Origin of the sequence: Flavobacterium sp. F52, from assembly GCF_000278705.1 — a bacterium.
Lineage (GTDB): Bacteria > Bacteroidota > Bacteroidia > Flavobacteriales > Flavobacteriaceae > Flavobacterium > Flavobacterium anhuiense.
In genome coordinates, this window is record NZ_AKZQ01000006.1 from 218,162 (window position 1) to 238,802 (window position 20,641).

A 20,641-nucleotide genomic window follows, 5' to 3' on the forward strand; every position below is an offset into this window, starting at 1 on the left:
TAAGTTATTATACAGTCATCGAAAACAGGTTTGTTTCCGGTGACTTTCTTTTTAGATGTAAGTCAAATGCCATACAGATATTACGGACAAAAGGTCTCCCTTCTTCGGTAATTGTGATTTTATTGTTTTCAATAATAATCAAATTATCGTTTTCTATTTCTTTTAAAGCAATTAAAACTTCAGGAAGTTCAGCAAAATTTAAAGATTCTGCAGTCCAGGAAGTTTCCAATTCGCAGGTTAGATTCAGAATGTGTTTTCTAATGATAAGATCTTCATCGTTTAAAATATGACCCTTTACAACAGGAAGTTTATCCGATTCTAAAATTTCATAATATTCTTCTAGGCTTTTGGTGTTTTGAGCAAAACTGTACCAGCTATCACTTATTGAAGAAACGCCTAAACCAATCATAACTTGAGTTTTAGAAGCGCTGTATCCCATGAAATTTCTATGCAGATTTCCGTTGTGAGCTGCCTTGTATAAACTATCGCCTTTTAAAGCAAAATGATCCATGCCAATTTCGTGATATCCGTTTTGAATCAGAAGCTTTTTACCAATTTCATATAGTTTTCTTTTTTCGGCATCCTTTGGCAGGTTTTCGTCATTGAAGCCTCGCTGTCCGTTTCCTTTTATCCACGGCACATGCGCATAGCTATAAAATGCCAATCGATCTGGTTTTAAAGAATTGGTTTTCTCGACTGTATCTACGACATCTTCGATAGTTTGAAATGGAAGCCCAAAAATAATATCGTGCCCAATTGAAGTATAGCCAATTTCTTTTGCCCAAAAAGTTACTTTGGCAACATTATGAAAAGGCTGAATTCTATTAATTGCTTTTTGAACAGCGGGAGAATAATCTTGAACGCCAAAACTCACTCGGCGAAAGCCTAAATCATGTAGTTTTTTGAGTTGTTCGTGAGTAGTATTGTTTGGATGCCCTTCAAAACTAAATTCGTGATTTTCTGCTTTTACAGCATAATCAAAAATTCCGTTAATAAGACATTCTAAATTTTCTTTTGAAAAGAAGGTTGGTGTTCCTCCACCCAAATGAATTTCTTTGATAACAGGCTTTTCAGGAAGTAAATTACAATACATTTTCCATTCTTTCAGAACTGCCTGAATGTATTTTTCTTCTACTGAGTGATTTTTTGTAATGCGTTTATTGCATCCACAGAAAGTGCACATGCTTTCGCAAAAAGGCAGGTGAATGTATAAACTTATTCCGTTTCTTGAATTGCTTTCAGAAAATGATTGCCTTAAAGTAGTAATCCATTTTTCGGACGTAAAGTTTGCTTCATTCCAATAAGGAACAGTCGGATAACTAGTATATCTTGGACCTGGGACGTTGTACTTTTGAGTCAAAGAAATTTTCATAATGACGGATTTAGTTTACCTCAAAATTAAAACTTCAAACTAAGACATAAAATGACAAATATCATGTAAAACGCAAAAAAAAGAGGCCTAAATTGGAGCCTCTTTTCTGAATTAAATAACTAACTTGATATAGAATCTTGGATGATTTTAAGCCATTTTTTCGCAAACTGATGATCTTGATAGACGCTAATCTGTTTGATGCGGTCATCGTCAAAATCATAGAATGGAATTATTATTTTTTTACCAGTTTCTTTTTCTTGAAAATCAAAATCAATTTTAACAATAGTATCAGAACCAGCATCTGTTGTTGGAACTAATTTGCATGAAGAAATTGTATTCAAATCGACATAAATTGACTCTTGCTGATTTGGATTGAAATTCATCAAAATAAACTTATTGTTTTTTTGATCAATTGTTAAAGTCTTATTGTTGATTGATTCTGTCAAATCAAAATCTTCTGGATGATTGGGATTGAATCTTTTTTTGATGTTTAAAATTCTCGATTTACTTGCTGCAGATGAACGTGCAGAGAAATATATTGGGATAGCAACAATGATTAAAATCACAATTCCCATTATTGTGGTAGTAGTTTCCATAATGTTTTAATGTAATAAATAAATGATATGCAAAACAGTTCTCGATTTGAAAACGGTTAAGTACGTGATGAAGAATAGATCTTCTAATGAAAAATCAAGTATTTATTTACCAGAAAAAATGGAAAGCATAGAGTATGACTAAAACCTTTTTACTTTGTGTTGTAAAGAGTTTAGTATATGCTGTAGTGTGCGTAACGGTTTGATGCTGCGGGATAAGCGGTAAAAGGTTCTCAAAACATTTAATTATTCCAGTAGGATTTGTTTTGACGTTTGCCGCAAGCTGATAACTTCCCTGAGGCTGTATAAATGCAGACGAATCAGGAATGTCTTTGCAGAAGTTGGTATCGGATTTTTCCGTTTCAATTACGTGTACAGCAGATTGGTTTGCCTGATAAGCAAACAGTCCTGCAAGTATAAGTGTAATAAGAATAACGGTTTTACGAATCCAATTCATGTCGGCGAATTTAAGTCATAAAACGCAATTAAAGAAATTTTATAGAATTAATTAACACTCAAAAAAAGTCCTCAGCGGAACTGAGGACTGATGAGGTTATTGTTGCATTTTAAAATAATAATCTGCTGAATGTTTGCCGCTTCCATAAAACAGGAAGAATATGCAGACTAATAAAACGACTATAGCTAAAATTAAACTTTCAGAATGCATTCTTCCCATAGAGTTGACAAGAACAGCACCAAATAAAATGGGTAATTGAGCAGCGATTGCCCATCTGGTCAAAAGCCCAAAAATAATCATTATACCACCAATCATGTGGGCTGGAGCAATGTAATGTAGCATAAACATACCTCCTCCAAACTTATCAATCGGGGAAATCAAATCATGCAGGTATTGAACATTGGTGACGAAAGAGACACCTTTCATAAATAAAAATCCACCCAAAACAATACGTACTAAATCAACTGGTAAATAAGTGTGCGAGTTCGCCCATTTATTCAAACTTTTTACATTTTCCATGATGTTGTGTGATTAAAAATTATGTACTAAGTTACTAATTTTTAATCAGATATTTATTTTTAACACCTTGAAAATAAGTTTTTTACTTTTTATTTAACGTCTTGTTGAGAATTCTTAAATCATTATACCTGAATGACTCCTAAATTAAATGGTTTTTGAATCGGAGCATGGTTTGCAGCTTCAATTCCTATCGAAATCCAATTGCGGGTTTCTAATGGATCAATAATGGCATCTGTCCAAAGTCTTGAAGCAGCATAGTAAGGCGAAGTCTGCTCGTCGTAACGGGCTTTTATTTTATCGAATAATTCAGCTTCTTTTGCTTCGTCGACAGTTTCTCCTTTTGCTTTAAGCGAAGAAGCCTCTATTTGCGCCAAAACTTTCGCCGCTTGAGTTCCGCCCATAACAGCAAGTTCTGCACTTGGCCATGCAAATATCAATCTAGGATCATAAGCTTTTCCGCACATTGCGTAATTTCCTGCTCCGTAGGAGTTTCCAACAATAACTGTAAATTTAGGAACAACCGAATTACTAACAGCATTTACCATTTTGGCACCGTCTTTAATAATACCGCCGTGTTCTGATTTTGAACCCACCATAAAACCAGTAACGTCTTGTAAAAACACTAGCGGAATCTTTTTCTGGTTGCAGTTGGCAATAAAACGAGTAGCCTTGTCAGCACTGTCAGAATAAATTACACCACCAAACTGCATTTCACCTTTTTTGGTTTTTACGACTTTCCTTTGATTGGCAACAATTCCGACAGCCCAACCATCAATTCTGGCATATCCTGTTATTAGAGATTGTCCGTAACCATCTTTATACGCTTCAAATTCAGAATTATCGACCAAACGTTTGATGATTTCCATCATATCATATTGCTCGGTTCTTGCTTTTGGAAGAATTCCGTAAATTTCATTTGGATCTAAAGCAGGTTTTTCGGCTTTGATTCTGCTGTAGCCAGCTTTGTCAAAATCACCAATTTTATCTACAATGTTTTTGATTTTGTCTAAAGCATCTTTATCGTCTTTGGCTTTATAATCGGTAACACCCGAAATTTCGCAATGAGTTGTTGCTCCGCCAAGAGTTTCATTGTCGATAGTTTCGCCAATTGCAGCTTTTACTAAATAACTTCCCGCAAGGAAAATACTTCCGGTTTTGTCAACGATTAAAGCTTCATCGCTCATGATTGGGAGATAGGCGCCACCAGCAACACAGCTTCCCATAACGGCAGCTATTTGCGTGATTCCCATACTGCTCATTTGGGCGTTGTTTCTAAAGATGCGTCCGAAATGTTCTTTATCAGGGAAAATTTCATCCTGCATTGGCAAATAAACTCCTGCGCTATCTACAAGATAAATAATTGGGAGTCGGTTTTCCATTGCTATTTCTTGTGCGCGAAGGTTTTTCTTTCCTGTTATCGGAAACCAAGCTCCAGCTTTTACAGTAGCATCATTGGCAACGACAATACATTGTTTTCCTCTGATGTAGCCAATTTTCACCACAACACCTCCAGATGGACAACCGCCGTGTTCTGGATACATTCCTTCACCAGCAAAACCTCCAATTTCAATACTTTTAGAATTTTCGTCCAATAAATAAGCAATTCTTTCGCGAGCGGTCATTTTACCTTCGGCATGCAGTTTTTCGATTCTTTTTTCGCCACCACCCAATTTAACTTTGGCAAATTTTTGTTTTAATTCAGAAAGAAGTAATTTATTGTGATCTTCGTTTTTATTGAAGTTTAAATCCATGATATAGTATTGATTTGATAAAATAGTGTTGGCTAATTTACAAAATCAATTGAAATAAACGAGTTGCTTTATGAATTAAGAAATAGCATTAATAAAAAAAACACCCGTTTTAGCGGATGTTCTTTTTTAGATTTTAAGTGATATTATTTTTTAAGGCCACAAACCATTTGTTTTAGCAAAGCCCATTGTTTTAAAGCATCACGAGCTTCAACAGCAGGATATCCTAACATAGTTTTTCCAGCAGGAACATCTCCAGTAACACCAGATCCAGCACCAATTACCGCGCCATCTCCAATAGTGGTGTGATCTTTTATTGAAGCGCTTCCGCCAATAATAACTCCGTTTCCTAAAGTTACAGAACCTGCTAAACCGCTGTTTCCAGCCATGATACAGAACTTTCCGAGTTTGCTATTATGTCCAATCTGCACCAAATTGTCAATTTTGCATCCGTCTCCAACAATAGTTGAACTAAATTTTCCGCGATCTACGCAAGTATTAGCTCCGATTTCAACCCTGTTTCCAATTATTACATTACCAATTTGCGGAATTTTTACAAGTCCATTTTCTTCGCAAGGACGAAAACCGAAACCGTCTGCACCAATTGTTGCGTTTGGATGAATAATGCATTCGTTGCCAATATGACAGCGCTCACGAACAACGCTTCCAGACCAGATGGTTGTGTTTCTTCCGATTGTGCATTCGTCTAAAATGGTAACATTTGGATAAATTATAGCATTAGCTCCAATTTCAACTTTTGGGCCAATGTAACAGCCAGCGCCAATTTTAGCACCTTCGCCAATTATGGCTGTTTCGTCTACAGTTGCGGTTTTATGAATATTGTAATGAAAGATTGGGGCAGGGGGAGCAAAAAGAGCAAGGATTTGTGACATTGCCAAATCGGCATTTTTGACTTTTATAAAAGCTCGATTTTCTCCCGGCTCAATCGAAATGTCTTCGTTCACAATCGCGATTGAAGCATTAGAAGTCGACCAGTATTTTTCGTATTTCTTGTTTCCAATAAATGAAATTTCTGAAGTTGTTGCTTTTTCTAGTTGTTCTGTGGCAGTAATGCCTTGCGAAGTGCTGCCGTAAATTACGCCATTTATAACTTCATTAATTTCTTGAATTGAATAGGATCTCATTGACAAATTTTAATCGACTTAGGTTATTTTTTGCCAAATAAAATGAAATACATTTTAATTACCTAATTAATTATTCTTGTTTCTTAATAATTGTTTAAAATATAGATCTGTTTTTTATAAAATTAACATTTAAAATATTAATTAAATAAAAGTTTTTCAATGTGCTAATGGGGCGATTGTTTAGATTTCTAATTTTAAAAGCTAAAATTGAGGACTAAAAGCTAAAAAAAATAATTGTTAAGTGATGGCTTACATTTGTTTTGTTAAATCATTTTTATAAGTGATGATTAATAAAAAAAGCGATTCACTTTTTTAGTGAATCGCTTTTTATAAATTATTCTTTGATTTTTGATAATGAAACTGCATTGATGCAATAACGCAGACCACTCGGAGGAGGTCCGTCAGGAAAAACATGCCCTAAATGAGAGTCGCATACATTGCAGACTACCTCAACACGGATCATTCCGTATGACCTGTCAGCATGATAAGCAATAGCGTTTTCTTTTACAGGTTGGGTAAATGAGGGCCATCCTGTGCCAGATTCAAACTTTTCGCTTGCATCAAAAAGAACTGTTCCGCAACATTTACATTCATAAATTCCAGGATCAAACAAGCTGCATAATTCGGAACTAAAAGATCTTTCAGTTCCTTTTAAACGAGTTACCTGAAATTCTTCTGGCGTTAGAATCTGTTTCCATTCTTCCTCCGTTTTCTCCACTTTTTTGTCTGGAGTTGGATTTCCTTTATTTGTAAAATGAATTACATCTGCCCATTTTATCATAACTTTTTGTTTTAAAGTTTCAAGTTTCAGTTTTCAATTTTACTGTGACCGCAAACTGTGACTGTTTACTCTTCCTCTTTTTGTCCCATCATCATCAGATAGGCTTTAAGGAAAGGGTCTATATTTCCGTTCATAACGCCGTCGACATCGCTGGTTTCGTAGCCAGTGCGAACATCTTTTACCAATTTATAAGGTTGCATTACGTAGTTACGAATCTGCGAACCCCATTCGATTTTCATTTTGCTTGCTTCAATGTCAGCACGCTGTGCTTGCTGTTTTTTTAACTCAATTTCATACAATTGAGAACGAAGCATTTGCATAGCACGCTGTCTGTTATCTTGCTGTGATCTTGTCTCAGAACATTGAATCTGGATTCCGGTTGGTTTGTGAACAAGCTGTACTTTCGTTTCAACTTTGTTTACGTTTTGTCCTCCAGCACCACTCGAACGAGAAGTCGTAATTTCGATATCGGCAGGGTTAATGTCAATCTCGATACTATCATCTACAAGCGGATAAACATACACAGAAACGAATGATGTATGACGTTTAGCGTTACTGTCAAATGGCGAAATTCGAACCAAACGGTGAACTCCGTTTTCTCCTTTTAAATATCCAAAAGAATAATCTCCTTCGAATTCTAAAGTTACGGTTTTAATTCCAGCCACGTCACCTTCCTGAAAGTTAAGTTCTTTTATTTTATAGCCATAACTTTCTCCCCACATCATGTACATACGCATCAGCATTCCTGCCCAGTCACAGCTTTCAGTTCCGCCTGCTCCCGCAGTAATCTGAACCACAGCGCTTAAACTGTCTCCTTCGTCAGAAAGCATGTTTTTGAATTCGATGTTTTCAATGTGTGCTTGAGCAACATTATATTGTTCATCCAATTCATCTACAGAAAGTTCTCCTTCTTTGTAGAAATCATAAGCAAGCTGTAATTCTTCTGTAAGAGAGACTGCTTTATCATAATCTTCAATCCATTTTTTCTTGTTTCGAAGATTTTTTACAATGTTTTCTGCTTCTTTTGGATTGTTCCAAAAATCAGGAGCAAACGTTTTTTCTTCTTCGTTTGCAATTTCGATTAGCTTGGCATCAACGTCAAAGATACCTCCTCAACGCACCAAGGCGCTCCACAATACCTTTTACTTGTTCGGCTGTTGTCATAAATTAATTACTAGGTTTTATATGTTTTTTAGAATTATTACGTTAATTTGGTCTAGAGAAACCAGCGAGTTAAATTTTACCAAAACTTGCTGAGAATAACTATAAGTAATACGTAATTTTGCATACAAAAATAAGATATAGTTTTTAGAATATGGAAATAAATTTAATCAGCGATACCATAACAAAGCCTACTTATGAAATGCTGCAGTATATGTTTAACGCCCATGTTGGCGATGATGTATACAAACAGGACCCAACGGTGATTGAATTGGAAAACAGAACAGCAGAGTTTTTTGGTATGGAAGCTGGACTTTTCTTTCCCTCTGGAACTATGGCAAACCAGACTGCAATAAAACTGCATACGCAGCCTGGCGAACAGCTAATAGCTGACAAATATGCTCACGTTTATCATTATGAAGGAGGAGGTGTTTCTTTTAACAGTGGCGTTTCTTGCTGTCTGCTGGATGGAAATCGTGGTATGATTACGGCGGCGCAAGTCAAAGCGGCGATAAATGATCCAGAATTTTATCATAGTCCATTAACCAGTTTGGTTTGTGTTGAAAATACAACCAATGAAGGCGGCGGCGCGTGTTACGAATTGGAAGATTTAAGAGAAATAAAAAAGGTTTGCGACGCTCATAATTTGAAGTTTCACTTAGATGGAGCAAGAATTTGGAATGCATTGGTAGCTAAAAGACAGAATCCTAGAGAATTCGGAGCTATTTTTGATACTATTTCGGTTTGTTTGTCTAAAGGTTTAGGCGCTCCAATTGGTTCTGTATTGCTTGGAAGCAAAGCTGATATTCACAGAGCGTTGAGAATCAGAAAGATATTGGGTGGAGGAATGCGTCAAGTTGGTTATTTAGCTGCAGCTGGATTATATGCTTTGGCTCATAATATCGAAAGATTGGCAGAAGATCACCGCAGAGCAAAAGAAATAGCAAAAATCTTAAGCACAAAACCTTGGATTGCATCAATTGAACCTGTAGAAACTAATATCTTGATTTTTTCGCTTGCAGAAGGCTACAGCGATCAATTATTAATTGAGAAATTAAAACAGAAAAATATATTAATAAGTTCGCTTGGACACAACAAACTTAGAATCGTAACACATTTAGATTACAAAGAAGTAATGCATACATATGTGTTGGAAACGCTTTCGAAGTTTTAGAGAAAGTTGCTAAGGTTCTAAGATTCTAAGTCTTCACAATAAAAGAAAAGCTCAGAAACTTAGAACCTTAGTTTCTAACAATCTTATTTAAAAAGATTATCCATTCCAGGAATAGAAGGCATATCCATTCTGGCAACAGCATCTAATTCTCTTTCGTTTACACTTGTTGCTTTTTCTATCGCTTTATTTAGCGTTACAATTAAGTAATCTTCCAGTTGCTCTTTATCTTCTAGAAGAGAATCGTCAATAGAAAGAGATTTTATTTTTCGGCTTGCGGTAATAGTGACTTTTAATAATCCGTCAGCGCTTTGTTCATCAATCAAAACAGTATCTAAACGCTTTTTTGTATCTTCAATTTTTTGTTGGGTTTCTTTAAGTTTACCCATCATTCCCATTAAATCCATTTTTGTTGATTTTTTAAATTATTTCAGACAAAATTAGTATATTGCTGTGTTAATTCAATAGAATATTTTATGAAAAAATTAATTTTGTTCTGTTGGGTTTGTGCTATTTTTGCGTCTTCATATTTAAAAATTAATGCTCAATCAATGCAAAATGATATATCGGCCCCAAAGGCTAAAATAATTCCAAAGACATTAAAAAAACATAAAGAAACTAGAATTGACAACTATTTCTGGCTTAATGACAGAGAAAACCCAGAGGTAATAGATTATCTGAATCAGGAGAATGCTTATTACGAATGCATGACTGCCCACACTCAAAATTTGAAAGAAAGTTTATTTGAGGAAATGAAAAGTAGAATTAAAGAAGATGACTCTTCGGTTCCTTATTTCTACAATGGGTATTTTTACATTACGCGTTTTGAAACAGGTCAGGATTATCCAATTTTCGCTCGAAAAAAAGGAAGCCTTTCTGCAGATGAAGAAATTCTTTTTGACTGTAACGAAATGGCAAAAGGATATGCTTATTTCAAATTAGGCGGTTTGAGCATTAGCCCAGATAATAAATTTGCCAGTTTTGGAGTGGATATTGTGGGGAGAAGAATTTATACTATCCAGATTAAAAACTTAGAAACAGGCGAAATATTAGCAGATAAAATAGAAAATGTTACTGGAGCTTCTGTTTGGGCAAACGATAACAATACTATTTTTTATGTGAGACAAGATCAGGTGACATTAAGGGCTGATAAAGTTTTTAGACATAAATTAAGCACTAGTTCAGAAAATGATGTTTTGGTTTATGATGAAGTTGACGATACTTTTAATGTTTCTATCAGCAAAGAAAAATCAAAAAAATACATTGTTATTGGCTCTGGAAGCACTTTGACAACTGAATATAGAATTTTGAATTCAGATAATCCTGATGGGGAATTTACGGTTTTCCAGCCCCGTGTGCGCGGATTAGAATATAGCATTTCTCATTACGAGGATTCATTTTATGTTTTGACTAATAAAGATAAGGCGACCAATTTTAAATTGATGAAAACGCCTGAAAGCAAAACAGGAAAGAAAAACTGGGTCGATCTTATTCCGCATAGAGAAGATGTTTTATTGGAAGATATTGAGATCTTTAAAAACTATTTGGTTGTTGAAGAGCGCTCTAACGGATTAAATCATATTCGAATCATGCCTTGGAATGGCGAGCCAGATTATTATCTTCCTTTTGGCAGTGAAACCTATAATGCTTACACTACAACCAATGTTGATTTTGATACCGATATTTTGCGTTACAGCTATCAGTCATTGGCAACTCCGTCTTCGGTAATTGATTTTAATATGAAGACCAAAACCAAGGAAATCTTGAAAGAGCAACAGGTTTTAGGAGGAAAGTTTGATAAAGAAAATTACATAGAAGAGAGAGTCTGGGCAACTGCCAGAGATGGTGTAAAAGTGCCAATTTCTATGGTTTACCGAAAGGGATTGGAGAAAAACGGTAAAAATCCATTACTGCTTTATGCGTATGGTTCTTACGGAATTACAATGGATACGTATTTTTCTTCCACTAGGTTATCGCTCTTAGACCGCGGATTTGTTTACGCTATTGCGCATATTAGAGGAGGTGAGGACTTAGGAAGACAATGGTATGAGGACGGAAAACTGTTAAAAAAGAAAAATACCTTTACAGATTTCATCGATTGCTCTAAATTTGTAATAGACCAAAAGTACACTTCTCCCGAACATCTCTATGCAGAAGGAGGATCTGCTGGCGGACTTTTAATGGGAGTAATCGTAAATGAAGCTCCTGAATTGTATAATGGCGTTATCGCTCAGGTGCCTTTTGTAGACGTAATTACTACGATGTTAGACGACAGTATTCCGCTTACAACTGGAGAGTATGACGAATGGGGTAACCCAAACAATAAAAAATATTACGACTATATGTTATCGTATTCACCTTACGATAATGTAAAAGCGCAGGAATATCCTAATATGTATGTTTCTACTGGATTACATGATTCGCAGGTACAATATTGGGAGCCAGCTAAATGGGTTGCAAAACTGAGAGATTTAAAAACAAATAACAAACTTTTGTTTTTAGATACCAACATGGATGCAGGTCATGGCGGGGCTTCGGGACGTTTTGAGGCTTTAAAAGACTTAGCAAAGGAATTTAGTTTTTTATTAGATTTAGAAAAAATTAAAAGCTAATTAGAAATTTTTTGTTAAATTTGCAACCTATCAAGGTTAATTTAAAAAGGCCTTTGATTAACTATTTTTTTATGAAAGAAGAAATAACTGCTTATAATAATGTTTTAGAGTTAATAGGAAACACCCCCCTTATTAAGCTAAATAAAATTACCGAAGAGTTAGAAGGAAATTTCTACGCGAAGGTAGAAGCTTTCAACCCAGGTCATTCCTCAAAAGATAGAATAGCGTTATATATTATTGAAGAAGCCGAGAGAAAAGGAATTCTATCTCCGGGAGATACCATTATCGAAACTACCTCTGGTAATACAGGATTTAGTTTAGCAATGGTAAGCATTATTAAAGGTTACAATTGTATTTTGGCAGTAAGCTCAAAATCATCTAAAGACAAAATTGACATGTTGAGAAGTTTAGGCGCCAAAGTGTATGTCTGTCCGGCTCATGTTTCTGCAGATGATGAAAGATCTTATTATAATGTAGCCAAACGTTTGCACGAAGAGACAAAAGGATCAGTCTACATTAATCAATATTTCAACCAGCTAAATATTGATGCCCACTACAACACTACAGGTCCAGAGATTTGGGAACAAACAAAAGGACAAATTACGCACTTAGTTGCTTGCAGCGGAACAGGAGGAACTATCTCTGGAACTGCAAAATTCTTAAAAGAAAAAAATCCGAATATTAGAATCTTAGGAGTTGATGCTTTTGGATCTGTATTGAAAAAATACCACGAGACAAAAGAGTTTGACAGCAAAGAAATTTACCCATATCGTATAGAAGGTCTTGGTAAAAACTTAATCCCATCTGCTACAGATTTTGATATCATTGATAAATTCATGAAAGTAACCGACGAAGAAAGTGCTCACTCTGCTAGAGAAATCACTAGAAAAGAAGGTTTATTTGTTGGATATACTTCGGGAGCAGTAATGCAAGCTATTAAGCAATATGCTGAAGAAGGAGAATTTACAAAAGACAGCAATATTATTGCCATATTCCCAGATCATGGTTCTCGTTACATGAGTAAAGTGTTTAGCGATGACTGGATGAACGAGCAAGGTTTCTTTGATAGCGTTAATGAAGAAGAAGCTCAAAAAATTGAATTCGTAAAGTAATAAAAGTACTTTCCAAAATATACAACTCCATTCGTTCTTGAATGGAGTTTTTTTTTGTGATAAACTTTTCTGTGTGATAAGTTTTTTTGTAAAAAGTTAAAATAATTATTTTGTTGAATATACCGTATTTATACGTAAGAAATTGTGATTTTATTTGAGTTAAGTTTAATATTTTAATATTATTTATGATTTTTTAAAAATGTTTTTACCGTCAAAATGAATGAAAAACGTTATTTTAACGAATTTTTAGGCATTTTATCGGAAATTTTTCTTGTGAAAATTATAATAGTCTAGTTTTGAGGTGTTAAGATAACGAAAGTTGTTTAATCCCTAAAATCTACTATTATGAAAAAATTACTACTAACCGTATTGTTTGTAAGTTTTTTGAATGTAAATGCACAAACACCGATTCAGGAATTTAACTTTAATGGTACTTTAAACAATACGGCAAATACAATTTCATTCATTGGAACCGACAATTATGTAGCTGATAGAGCGGGTGTTCTGAAAGGCGCTCAGCGGTTAAATAATAAAGCTTTAGAAGCAGTAATTGATAATCTGCCACAAGGAAAAAGCTCAAGAACAATCAGTATTTGGGTTAAATTCAACGATATTTCAAATGCAAATTATATTTGGGGCTACGGAAATCCTTTAAATGCTCAATATTGCGGTTTATTGCAGCAAGGAACAACTTCTTCTAACTCTGACCTAAGTTTAGCGGCTTGGGGAGCTTCTAATGATGTTATCGTATCTACACCGCTAGAAAAAAATATTTGGTACCATTATACTATTACCTATGAAGGTACTACTTCTAAGATATATCGTGACGGAAAATTACTGAAGTATCTGGAAGGTATGACTAGATCTACAAATGGCAATATTTTTAGATTGGGAGAAATCAATACAATGGTTGGAATAAATGCTGATATAGATGATTTAAAGATTTATAATATGGCTTTGACTCCAGTTCAGGTAAAAGAATTGTATGATAGCGAAAAGGTTTCTAATTTGTCTCCTGTGGAATCTGTAGAAGCTAAAACGGAAAAAACATTTGTAAAAGCAAAAACTGCAAGTGAAGCTATTATTACTTCAAATGAAGTTAACGGTACAACTAAAAGTGTAGAAGTTTATTCGCAAGGACAAAAAATAATGGGAAGTAATGCAGCGAACATAGCTGATCTCCCTGAAGGGACTTATTTATTAAAAATTACCAGCACTGCATCAAAGAAAATTACTTCAAAATAAATGGTTTTTTAGTTTGTTTTTAAATGTTAGTTAGTATTTTTTTTATTGCGTAAGCAATTGAGTTTTTGGAATAGTAAGGGAAGCTTTCTGGGATCAGGAAGCTTTTTTTAGTTTTAATTTCCATTCTAAAGTTGTCTAAAATGCATTAAAGCATTATTGTTTTACGTGTTAATTGTAATTTTGTGAGAATTATGCATTTGTGTGTAGGAATCGTTTGGTGATGCTGAATTAAAATTATAGTTTTAACAAAATTTATGAAAATAATAAACGAAAGTTTGAAGTCGAGAAAATGATTTCAAATTGCCATTTTACACTATTTGCCCATTTACCACTATTCTGATAAAAAGCTATAACTATGAAAAAAATATTACTCACGTTAATGTTTGTAAATTTTTTAACTGCCAATGCGCAAAATCCGGTACAGGAATTTAATTTTAACGGTAATCTTAACAGTGCTGATAATTCCATTTCTTTTTTAGGAACGCCACTTTTTGTTAGCGATAGAATGGGAAGTCCCAAAAGCGCTTTGCGACTTACAAATAAAGCTTATCAGGCTGTAGTAGGAGAGCTTCCGCAGGATAATAAACCAAAAACTATATCGGTTTGGGTAAAATTTAATGCGGTCAATATTCCAAATTACATTTTAGGATACGGTGCAGCGGTAAACGGACAATATTTTGGATTAGTGCAACAGCCCGTGTCTGGAAGCAATTCAGATTTGAGTTTGGTTGGCTGGGGAGATACAAATAATGTGATTGTTTCAGTGCCATTAGTAAAAGAAGTCTGGTATTTTTATAGTATAACTTATGACGGAAATGTTTCAAAAATCTATCGTAACGGCGAATTATTAAAATCCGCAGGAGGAATTCAGCGTTCGGCAAAAGGTTACATCTTGAATCTCGGAAAATTAAATACCTCAACAAGCATTAATGCCGATATTGACGATTTAAGATTGTATAGTGTCGCCATGACAGATGAACAAGTTAAGGAAGCATACAATAGCTCGAAACCAAATGGTGCGCCTGTAACCGAAAGCACACCTGTTTCAAGTCCTGCAACATCAGGTGCATCTAAAAAAACTGTTATAACACCTGCAAAAGCATCTGTACCGGCACCTGCAGCTTCTATTGAAACAAATAAAAGCGGTAAAATTATTGAGGTTTTCTCACAAGGAAGACAAATAATGAGCGCCAATGCTTCTAATATTACAGATTTGCCAGAAGGTACTTATTTGATTAAGGTTATTAATACGAATGGGAAGAAGTAAAGTTCTCTTGTTTTAATACACAAAAGCCTTCTGGAATTTTTCAGAAGGCTTTTTTTGGGGATAGCTTGAGCTTGATATGCTTTTATCAGTTATCTATATTTTTTGAGTTAAAAAAAATTATTCTAAAATATAATTTACAAATTCTTCTCTTTTATCATATGGAATATCATAATGGAGAGATTTTAATATCATAGTATTCCAAGGCTTCCAATCATCTGAAAGTTCATTATTAGTTACTTTATAGTGATCTAATATTCCTTCTACAAAATAATCTCTCAAAGGAAGATCAAGTGTCCTTTCTTTACCATCTTTTGTAAGAACTACCTTGTACACTAAATTATTATTTTTATCAATATGGAAAGTAAATACACCACTGTCCCACGAACTTAAATATTCCAAATCACCATCTGAGTCATATTCAGTTGGTACAAGATCATTATCTTTTTCGTATTCAAATATCATAGACATCATACGTTCGTTTACCCACTGATAAAAAACTTCTGCGTAGTCTAGCAAATCTTGATGTGATTTTTCATTTTCCCAAAGATAAACACTAGAATGTGTCCCATCATTTTTAATTTTATAGATTACTATATTAAATTTATCATTTGTTTCAATTTTACTAATAAAAAGATTGTAAATATATCTTTCATATTTAAATAATTCTCTCCCATCTAAAATTGTCTCTTTTATATTTTCATTATTTTTATAAAGGACATTAATATCATAACTACCTCCAAGTGTGAATATGAATTTAATCTCTAATATTTCGTAAGAAAATTCTTTGTAGTAGTTGTAAAAAGCATTTATTACATCTTGTTCATTCATTTTTTATCTTATTATTAAGGATTTGTAATTGATCTCTTACTTAGTGTGTTGTCTTTGACTCCATCTATATACACATCTATTCTAGTAGAAACAGGTCTTTTTGATGAACCTTCAAAATAAAACTCCATCTCAACTTTCATTTTTTTATTAGGATTCGCTTTCTTAAAATCGGATAGTTGTTTTTCCATATTATACCAATCTCCGCCAGCTCTATTTTGGACAGCATTTTGAGAAAAATAATTTATTTGCTCACTTGGGCCTCCCCATTCATTTCTAAATATGTGACCGCCGTCATCATTAGAAAATCCATCTTTAACATTTTTTGTTTGCTGTTGAAAGCCTTCATTTCTTGTTTTTGAAGCAAAATCAAGATCATCCATAACGGCTTTAAATCATCTGTTTCAAAAACATATTTTGTATTATCTACGGCATATTTAAATTTCTAGCCAACCTGAATCACTTGGCTTACTATTATCGATTAAGGCTATGAGATTTCGCCTATAAGCGTGCTCTCAAATAAATCAAAGTAATTATATTTTTCGAATTTGTTCTTCATTAAAAATAAAATGAAATAAAAAACCTTCTGAAATTCAGAAGGCATTTTTTATTATCTCTTTTTCTGTTGACCTGGAGCATATGCTTTGGCGCTTTGATCTCCATTCATTTTTTTAGCTTGTCCTGGTGGAATTTTTTTACCTGGGGCATGGTGATGATGGCCGTGAGTGTGTACATGCGTACTGCAGCTAATTACACTTAGTACTAAGAACAAAAGAACCAGTACTACTACAGCAATTCGTGTGATTTTTGATGTTTGCATTTAGTTTTTATTTTATTTGAGGTGTTGCAAATATAATCGAAATCTTAGCTTTATAAGTATTTAATCTTAGTTTAAAATGAATTCAAATAATCATCTGAGCATTTTTTTTCTTTAATATTTTTAAAAAAAAAAGTATGACAATAAAAGAAAATTTCTAGTAATTAGATTTACTGGTTTTATGCGCTTAGATAAGAAAAAAAGGAGACGAAAAGAAGAAAATTAAAAATCTTTTATTTAATTTTAATTGATATTTTCTATCTCTAAAACTCCATATATAAAGCAACCATGATAACCTCTATATTCATCAATATCAAAAATTAAAAGATAGGTGTTCTGGCAATCTTTAAAATTGCAAATTTGATATCGGTACAAAAATGTTCTATTTGGATCTTCTAAATTTTCTAGTTTAGTAATATGAAATTGAGCCAGATCCTTATTTGTTATTTGTTCCGCTTGGATTAATGAATTTAAAAAATTAGAGTTTTTAAATGAAATTATTGCTTCATGTTTTATTCCTCCATTTCCACAATAAAAACTAAAAGGGAATTCAAAATCAGGTGTTTCAGTAGGAAACGATCTTTCATCGCCTAATTGTATTTTTTTTATAATTGAAATTTTGGACATGCTCAATGTTCTTCTTGTTTGCAATACAAACAAATATAATTTTTTATTTGAATTAAGGGAAAATTCCGAAAAACAAAAAGCCCCAGAAAATCCAGAGCTTTTTTTAAAATATATTTTATAGAAAGATTAATCTTCTTTCATAGTATGATACACGTTCATCACGTCATCATCTTCCTCGATTTTTTCGATTAGTTTCTCAACGTCAGCGATTTGAGCTTCTGTTAATTCTTTAGTGATTTGCGGAATACGCTCAAAACCAGAAGAAAGGATTTCAAGACCTCTGTTTTCTAATTCTTTTTGTAAAGCACCAAAACTTCCAAAAGGAGCATAAATTAAGATTCCGTCTTCGTCTTCAAAAACTTCCTCAGCACCAAAATCAATTAATTCTAATTCTAATTCCTCAGCATCGATACCATCTTTTGCAATTCTAAAGTTGCAAGTATGGTCAAACATAAATTCAACAGAACCTTGAGTTCCCATTGTTCCGTTGCATTTGTTGAAATAACTGCGAATGTTTGCCACGGTTCTGTTATTGTTGTCAGAAGCAGTTTCAATTAAGATTGCAATTCCGTGAGGAGCGTATCCTTCAAACAAAATTTCTTTATAGTTAGCAGTATCTTTGTTACTTGCATTTTTAATTGCGCGCTCCACATTGTCCTTAGGCATGTTTGCGGCTTTTGCATTTTGAATAACAGCTCTTAATCTAGAATTAGAGTCGGGGTTGGGTCCGCCTTCTTTAACAGCCATTACGATATCTTTACCAATTCTGGTAAATGTTTTGGCCATTGCTGACCAACGTTTCATTTTTCTTCCTTTTCTAAATTCGAATGCTCTTCCCATTTCTAATTTTTAGTTTTGTGATGCAAAAATAAGGTTTTCCTAATTTTTACAAAAACAAAATAATTCTTTTTTGTATGGTGGTTTTTAGTTTTTTTGGTTTCAGGTTTCAAGTTGAATGGCTGATGCACAATTTAACCGCAAAGTGCGCAAAGATATTTTATAAATGAGTTTAAAAAACTCAAAGTTCGCAAAGTTTTGTGTAAAAAACTTTGCGAACTTTGCGAACTTTGCGTAACCCCTTGCGAACTTTGCGGTTAAACCTGAAACCAGAAACAAAAAACATTACTTACTATTACCATTAAATTCATTAATAATATTTACAGCCTCATTCAGGTAAGGATTAGTTTTAAGATTATCCATTTGGTATTGGTTAATCGTTTTATCATTAGGATAAGCTCCTAAAAGAAACTGATTGACACTCGAATTGTAAACATCAAGCGGATTATTTTCATCATTAAAAGTATTGATTTCTGTCCAAAGCGCATTTAATGTTTTTTTCTGATTGAAAACTGCATCTAATGTCAACGGAATCTCTGCTTTTGGAGTATTTACAAGCTGATCTATCTTGAGATTGATCTTTTTAATGTTGTTGAAAAAATAATTGTCTGACAATCTTTCCGAACTGTTTTTGGCAATTTTATCAATTAAATTTCTCTTGACATACGTTTTGTATTTCAAAAAAGGTTCGATACTGTCATTTTTTATAGCCGTCGGGAAATCGCTTTCTTTTTGGTAAACATCTTCATAAAATTCGGGAAGTACAACATCTGGTTTTACTCCAATATATTGATGGCTTTTCCCTGTAATCCTGTAGAATTTATTGATTGTAATCTTTAAGAAATCGGTATTTTTTTCTTCATCAAGCGGAAGAATAGTCTGCATGGTAGCTTTTCCAAGCGTCGTGCTTCCTAACAAAAGCGCGCGATTGTAGTCTTGCATGATAGAAGAGAAAAATTCACTTGCCGAAGCCGTATTGCTATTTACCAAAACCACAATCGGACCTCTGTAAATAACGCCCTTAAAAGGATCATTAATTACAGATTTCTCTTTTTTGCTGTCAATTACAATCGAAAGCGGACCGTAATCTACAAACATTCCTGCCAATTTTATGGCTTCTTCCATAGAACCGCCGCCATTGTCAATAAGATCAATTACAAGGCCTTTTATGCTGTCTCTTTGCAGTTTTATCACTTCGCGCGCCACATCATCTGCACAGCCTTTTCTGCTATTGCCGTCAAGATCAGCATAAAAACTCGGAATTTTTACGTAGCCAATTTTGCTGTCTTTGCCAATGATAAAACTGAAAACCGAATTTTCTTCATCCTTCATCATCTGTTTCTCAATATAAACATCAAAACTTTTACCTGAATTGCGTTTTAAGGTAAGCGTGATATGCTTGTTATTTTCAGACAAAATCATAGACGATATAGATTCTAGAGAAGCACACGAAACCTGAAGCGTTTCTTTCTGATTGGAAATAGAAATAATTTGATCGCCTTTTTTTATCTGGCCTGTTTGATATGCTGGACCATTTGGATCTATTTCATCAATAATAATTTCGTTTTTCTCGTTGAGGTTTACCGTCATTCCTAGCGACAAATGCTCTTTTGATAGAGAAGCAACAAAACTAGATTTAGAATCATCACTAAAGTATGCCGTATGTGGATCAAAATACGTGCAAAAGAAATTATATAGTTTTTCTTCCTGTTTTGTATTAGTTTCAATTAATGAATTAAAACGGCATATTTCATTCGAAACGATTTGATTTTTAACTGTTTGTTCAATCGATTTGAAATTGGTTTTTACAGAGTCTAGATTTTCGCTCATTTCAGCAATATCATCTAAGATTTGATAACGCAGTTTTTTCATCCAAACTTTTTCCAAGTCTTCTTTTTTTAAATAAAAGGCAAAAGATTTTTTATAAAATCGAATCGTATCTTTTTTAATATAGTCTATCGGAATCGTCTGAATTTTTTCTAAAACCTTTTTAGTGCGTATGAGGCCATTTACGTATTTTGCTTTTATATCAGTAAGAAAAGTGCAATCGTTCTTTAGAATCAAATCGTCTAAATTGTAGCGGTATTTCTGAGCCAATTCGTCATATTCGCTTTTAAAAAAGATATTGCGAGAAGGGTCAAGTTCGTTAATGAGATTGTCAAAAACGAACACAGATAAGCTGTCATCAACTGGTTTGGGTCTCAAATGTTCAGCTTGAATAAGCGCATTTATTTTGTTTAATATTTCACAAGTTTCTGCGCTGTTTTGACCAAAGGATATAGTTGATGTCAGCAAAAAAAGGAGTAGTGAAATCTTTTTCATAAATGGAAATTCAAGGTTCATGATTAAAGT

General features: G+C 33.8%; 20 protein-coding genes. 5 read left to right on the forward strand and 15 right to left on the reverse strand.

Annotated features, from left to right (window positions below; genetic code table 11):
• Positions 1 to 7: 7 nt before the first annotated feature.
• From hemN to prfB, 8 genes are all read right to left on the reverse strand, one after another.
• Positions 8 to 1,372 (reverse strand): oxygen-independent coproporphyrinogen III oxidase, encoded by a 1,365-nt coding sequence (gene hemN / locus FF52_RS02545; protein WP_008462674.1) that lies wholly within the window; start codon positions 1,370 to 1,372, stop codon positions 8 to 10.
• Positions 1,373 to 1,491: 119 nt separating this feature from the next.
• Positions 1,492 to 1,968 (reverse strand): hypothetical protein, encoded by a 477-nt coding sequence (locus FF52_RS02550; protein ID WP_008462676.1) that lies wholly within the window; start codon positions 1,966 to 1,968, stop codon positions 1,492 to 1,494.
• A gap of 106 nt (positions 1,969 to 2,074) precedes the next feature.
• Positions 2,075 to 2,422: a hypothetical protein gene (locus FF52_RS02555; protein WP_008462677.1), complete on the reverse strand. Its 348-nt coding sequence runs from the start codon at positions 2,420 to 2,422 to the stop codon at positions 2,075 to 2,077.
• A gap of 96 nt (positions 2,423 to 2,518) precedes the next feature.
• Entirely contained in the window at positions 2,519 to 2,941 is a 423-nt protein-coding gene (locus tag FF52_RS02560; RefSeq protein WP_008462678.1) for a DoxX family protein, read from the reverse strand.
• A gap of 122 nt (positions 2,942 to 3,063) precedes the next feature.
• A complete protein-coding gene (locus tag FF52_RS02565) occupies positions 3,064 to 4,692 on the reverse strand; it encodes an acyl-CoA carboxylase subunit beta (protein ID WP_008462679.1) in 1,629 nt (542 codons plus the stop codon).
• Positions 4,693 to 4,835: 143 nt separating this feature from the next.
• Complete coding sequence (lpxD, locus tag FF52_RS02570) at positions 4,836 to 5,834, reverse strand: UDP-3-O-(3-hydroxymyristoyl)glucosamine N-acyltransferase (RefSeq protein ID WP_008462680.1); 999 nt, start codon at positions 5,832 to 5,834, stop codon at positions 4,836 to 4,838.
• Positions 5,835 to 6,168: 334 nt separating this feature from the next.
• Positions 6,169 to 6,615 (reverse strand): peptide-methionine (R)-S-oxide reductase MsrB, encoded by a 447-nt coding sequence (gene msrB, locus FF52_RS02575; RefSeq protein ID WP_008462681.1) that lies wholly within the window; start codon positions 6,613 to 6,615, stop codon positions 6,169 to 6,171.
• A 65-nt stretch (positions 6,616 to 6,680) separates the two neighbouring features.
• Positions 6,681 to 7,779, reverse strand: a protein-coding gene (gene prfB / locus FF52_RS02580; RefSeq protein ID WP_119789908.1) for a peptide chain release factor 2 whose coding sequence is annotated in 2 segments (ribosomal slippage) — positions 6,681 to 7,715 and positions 7,717 to 7,779 — 1,098 coding nt in all. Because the reading frame shifts where the segments join, the coding sequence is not laid out codon by codon here.
• A gap of 151 nt (positions 7,780 to 7,930) precedes the next feature.
• Here prfB and FF52_RS02585 point away from each other — a divergent pair.
• Positions 7,931 to 8,950 carry a threonine aldolase family protein gene (locus FF52_RS02585; RefSeq protein ID WP_008462683.1) on the forward strand — a complete coding sequence of 340 codons (1,020 nt, stop codon included), beginning with the start codon at positions 7,931 to 7,933 and terminating at the stop codon, positions 8,948 to 8,950.
• Between the two features lie 83 nt (positions 8,951 to 9,033).
• Here the strand turns inward: FF52_RS02585 and FF52_RS02590 are convergent, their stop codons facing one another.
• Positions 9,034 to 9,354: a YbaB/EbfC family nucleoid-associated protein gene (locus FF52_RS02590; RefSeq protein WP_008462685.1), complete on the reverse strand. Its 321-nt coding sequence runs from the start codon at positions 9,352 to 9,354 to the stop codon at positions 9,034 to 9,036.
• A gap of 69 nt (positions 9,355 to 9,423) precedes the next feature.
• Here FF52_RS02590 and FF52_RS02595 point away from each other — a divergent pair, with 69 nt between their 5' ends.
• The 4 genes from FF52_RS02595 (at position 9,424) to FF52_RS02610 (ending at position 15,183) form a co-directional block, all read left to right on the forward strand.
• Entirely contained in the window at positions 9,424 to 11,559 is a 2,136-nt protein-coding gene (locus FF52_RS02595) for a S9 family peptidase (protein WP_008462688.1), read from the forward strand.
• A 71-nt stretch (positions 11,560 to 11,630) separates the two neighbouring features.
• Positions 11,631 to 12,671: a PLP-dependent cysteine synthase family protein gene (locus FF52_RS02600; RefSeq protein WP_008462690.1), complete on the forward strand. Its 1,041-nt coding sequence runs from the start codon at positions 11,631 to 11,633 to the stop codon at positions 12,669 to 12,671.
• A gap of 345 nt (positions 12,672 to 13,016) precedes the next feature.
• Entirely contained in the window at positions 13,017 to 13,916 is a 900-nt protein-coding gene (locus FF52_RS02605) for a LamG domain-containing protein (RefSeq protein ID WP_008462691.1), read from the forward strand.
• 355 nt (positions 13,917 to 14,271) lie between these two features.
• Positions 14,272 to 15,183 (forward strand): LamG domain-containing protein, encoded by a 912-nt coding sequence (locus tag FF52_RS02610; RefSeq protein ID WP_035690611.1) that lies wholly within the window; start codon positions 14,272 to 14,274, stop codon positions 15,181 to 15,183.
• A gap of 117 nt (positions 15,184 to 15,300) precedes the next feature.
• Here FF52_RS02610 and FF52_RS02615 read toward each other — a convergent pair whose 3' ends face one another.
• The 6 genes from FF52_RS02615 to FF52_RS02640 form a co-directional block, all read right to left on the reverse strand.
• Complete coding sequence (locus FF52_RS02615) at positions 15,301 to 16,011, reverse strand: hypothetical protein (RefSeq protein ID WP_008462697.1); 711 nt, start codon at positions 16,009 to 16,011, stop codon at positions 15,301 to 15,303.
• 14 nt (positions 16,012 to 16,025) lie between these two features.
• A complete protein-coding gene (locus tag FF52_RS02620) occupies positions 16,026 to 16,391 on the reverse strand; it encodes a DNA/RNA non-specific endonuclease (protein ID WP_008462699.1) in 366 nt (121 codons plus the stop codon).
• 227 nt (positions 16,392 to 16,618) lie between these two features.
• A complete protein-coding gene (locus FF52_RS02625; protein WP_008462700.1) occupies positions 16,619 to 16,828 on the reverse strand; it encodes a hypothetical protein in 210 nt (69 codons plus the stop codon).
• Positions 16,829 to 17,068: 240 nt separating this feature from the next.
• The gene (locus FF52_RS02630) at positions 17,069 to 17,452 is read right to left on the reverse strand and encodes a hypothetical protein (RefSeq protein WP_008462701.1); all 384 of its coding nucleotides are present in this window, start codon (positions 17,450 to 17,452) and stop codon (positions 17,069 to 17,071) included.
• Positions 17,453 to 17,578: 126 nt separating this feature from the next.
• Positions 17,579 to 18,292, reverse strand: a complete 714-nt coding sequence (locus FF52_RS02635) for a YebC/PmpR family DNA-binding transcriptional regulator (protein ID WP_008462702.1) — start codon at positions 18,290 to 18,292, stop codon at positions 17,579 to 17,581.
• A 282-nt stretch (positions 18,293 to 18,574) separates the two neighbouring features.
• Positions 18,575 to 20,611 carry a S41 family peptidase gene (locus FF52_RS02640; protein WP_035690682.1) on the reverse strand — a complete coding sequence of 679 codons (2,037 nt, stop codon included), beginning with the start codon at positions 20,609 to 20,611 and terminating at the stop codon, positions 18,575 to 18,577.
• Between the last annotated feature and the right edge of the window lie 30 nt (positions 20,612 to 20,641).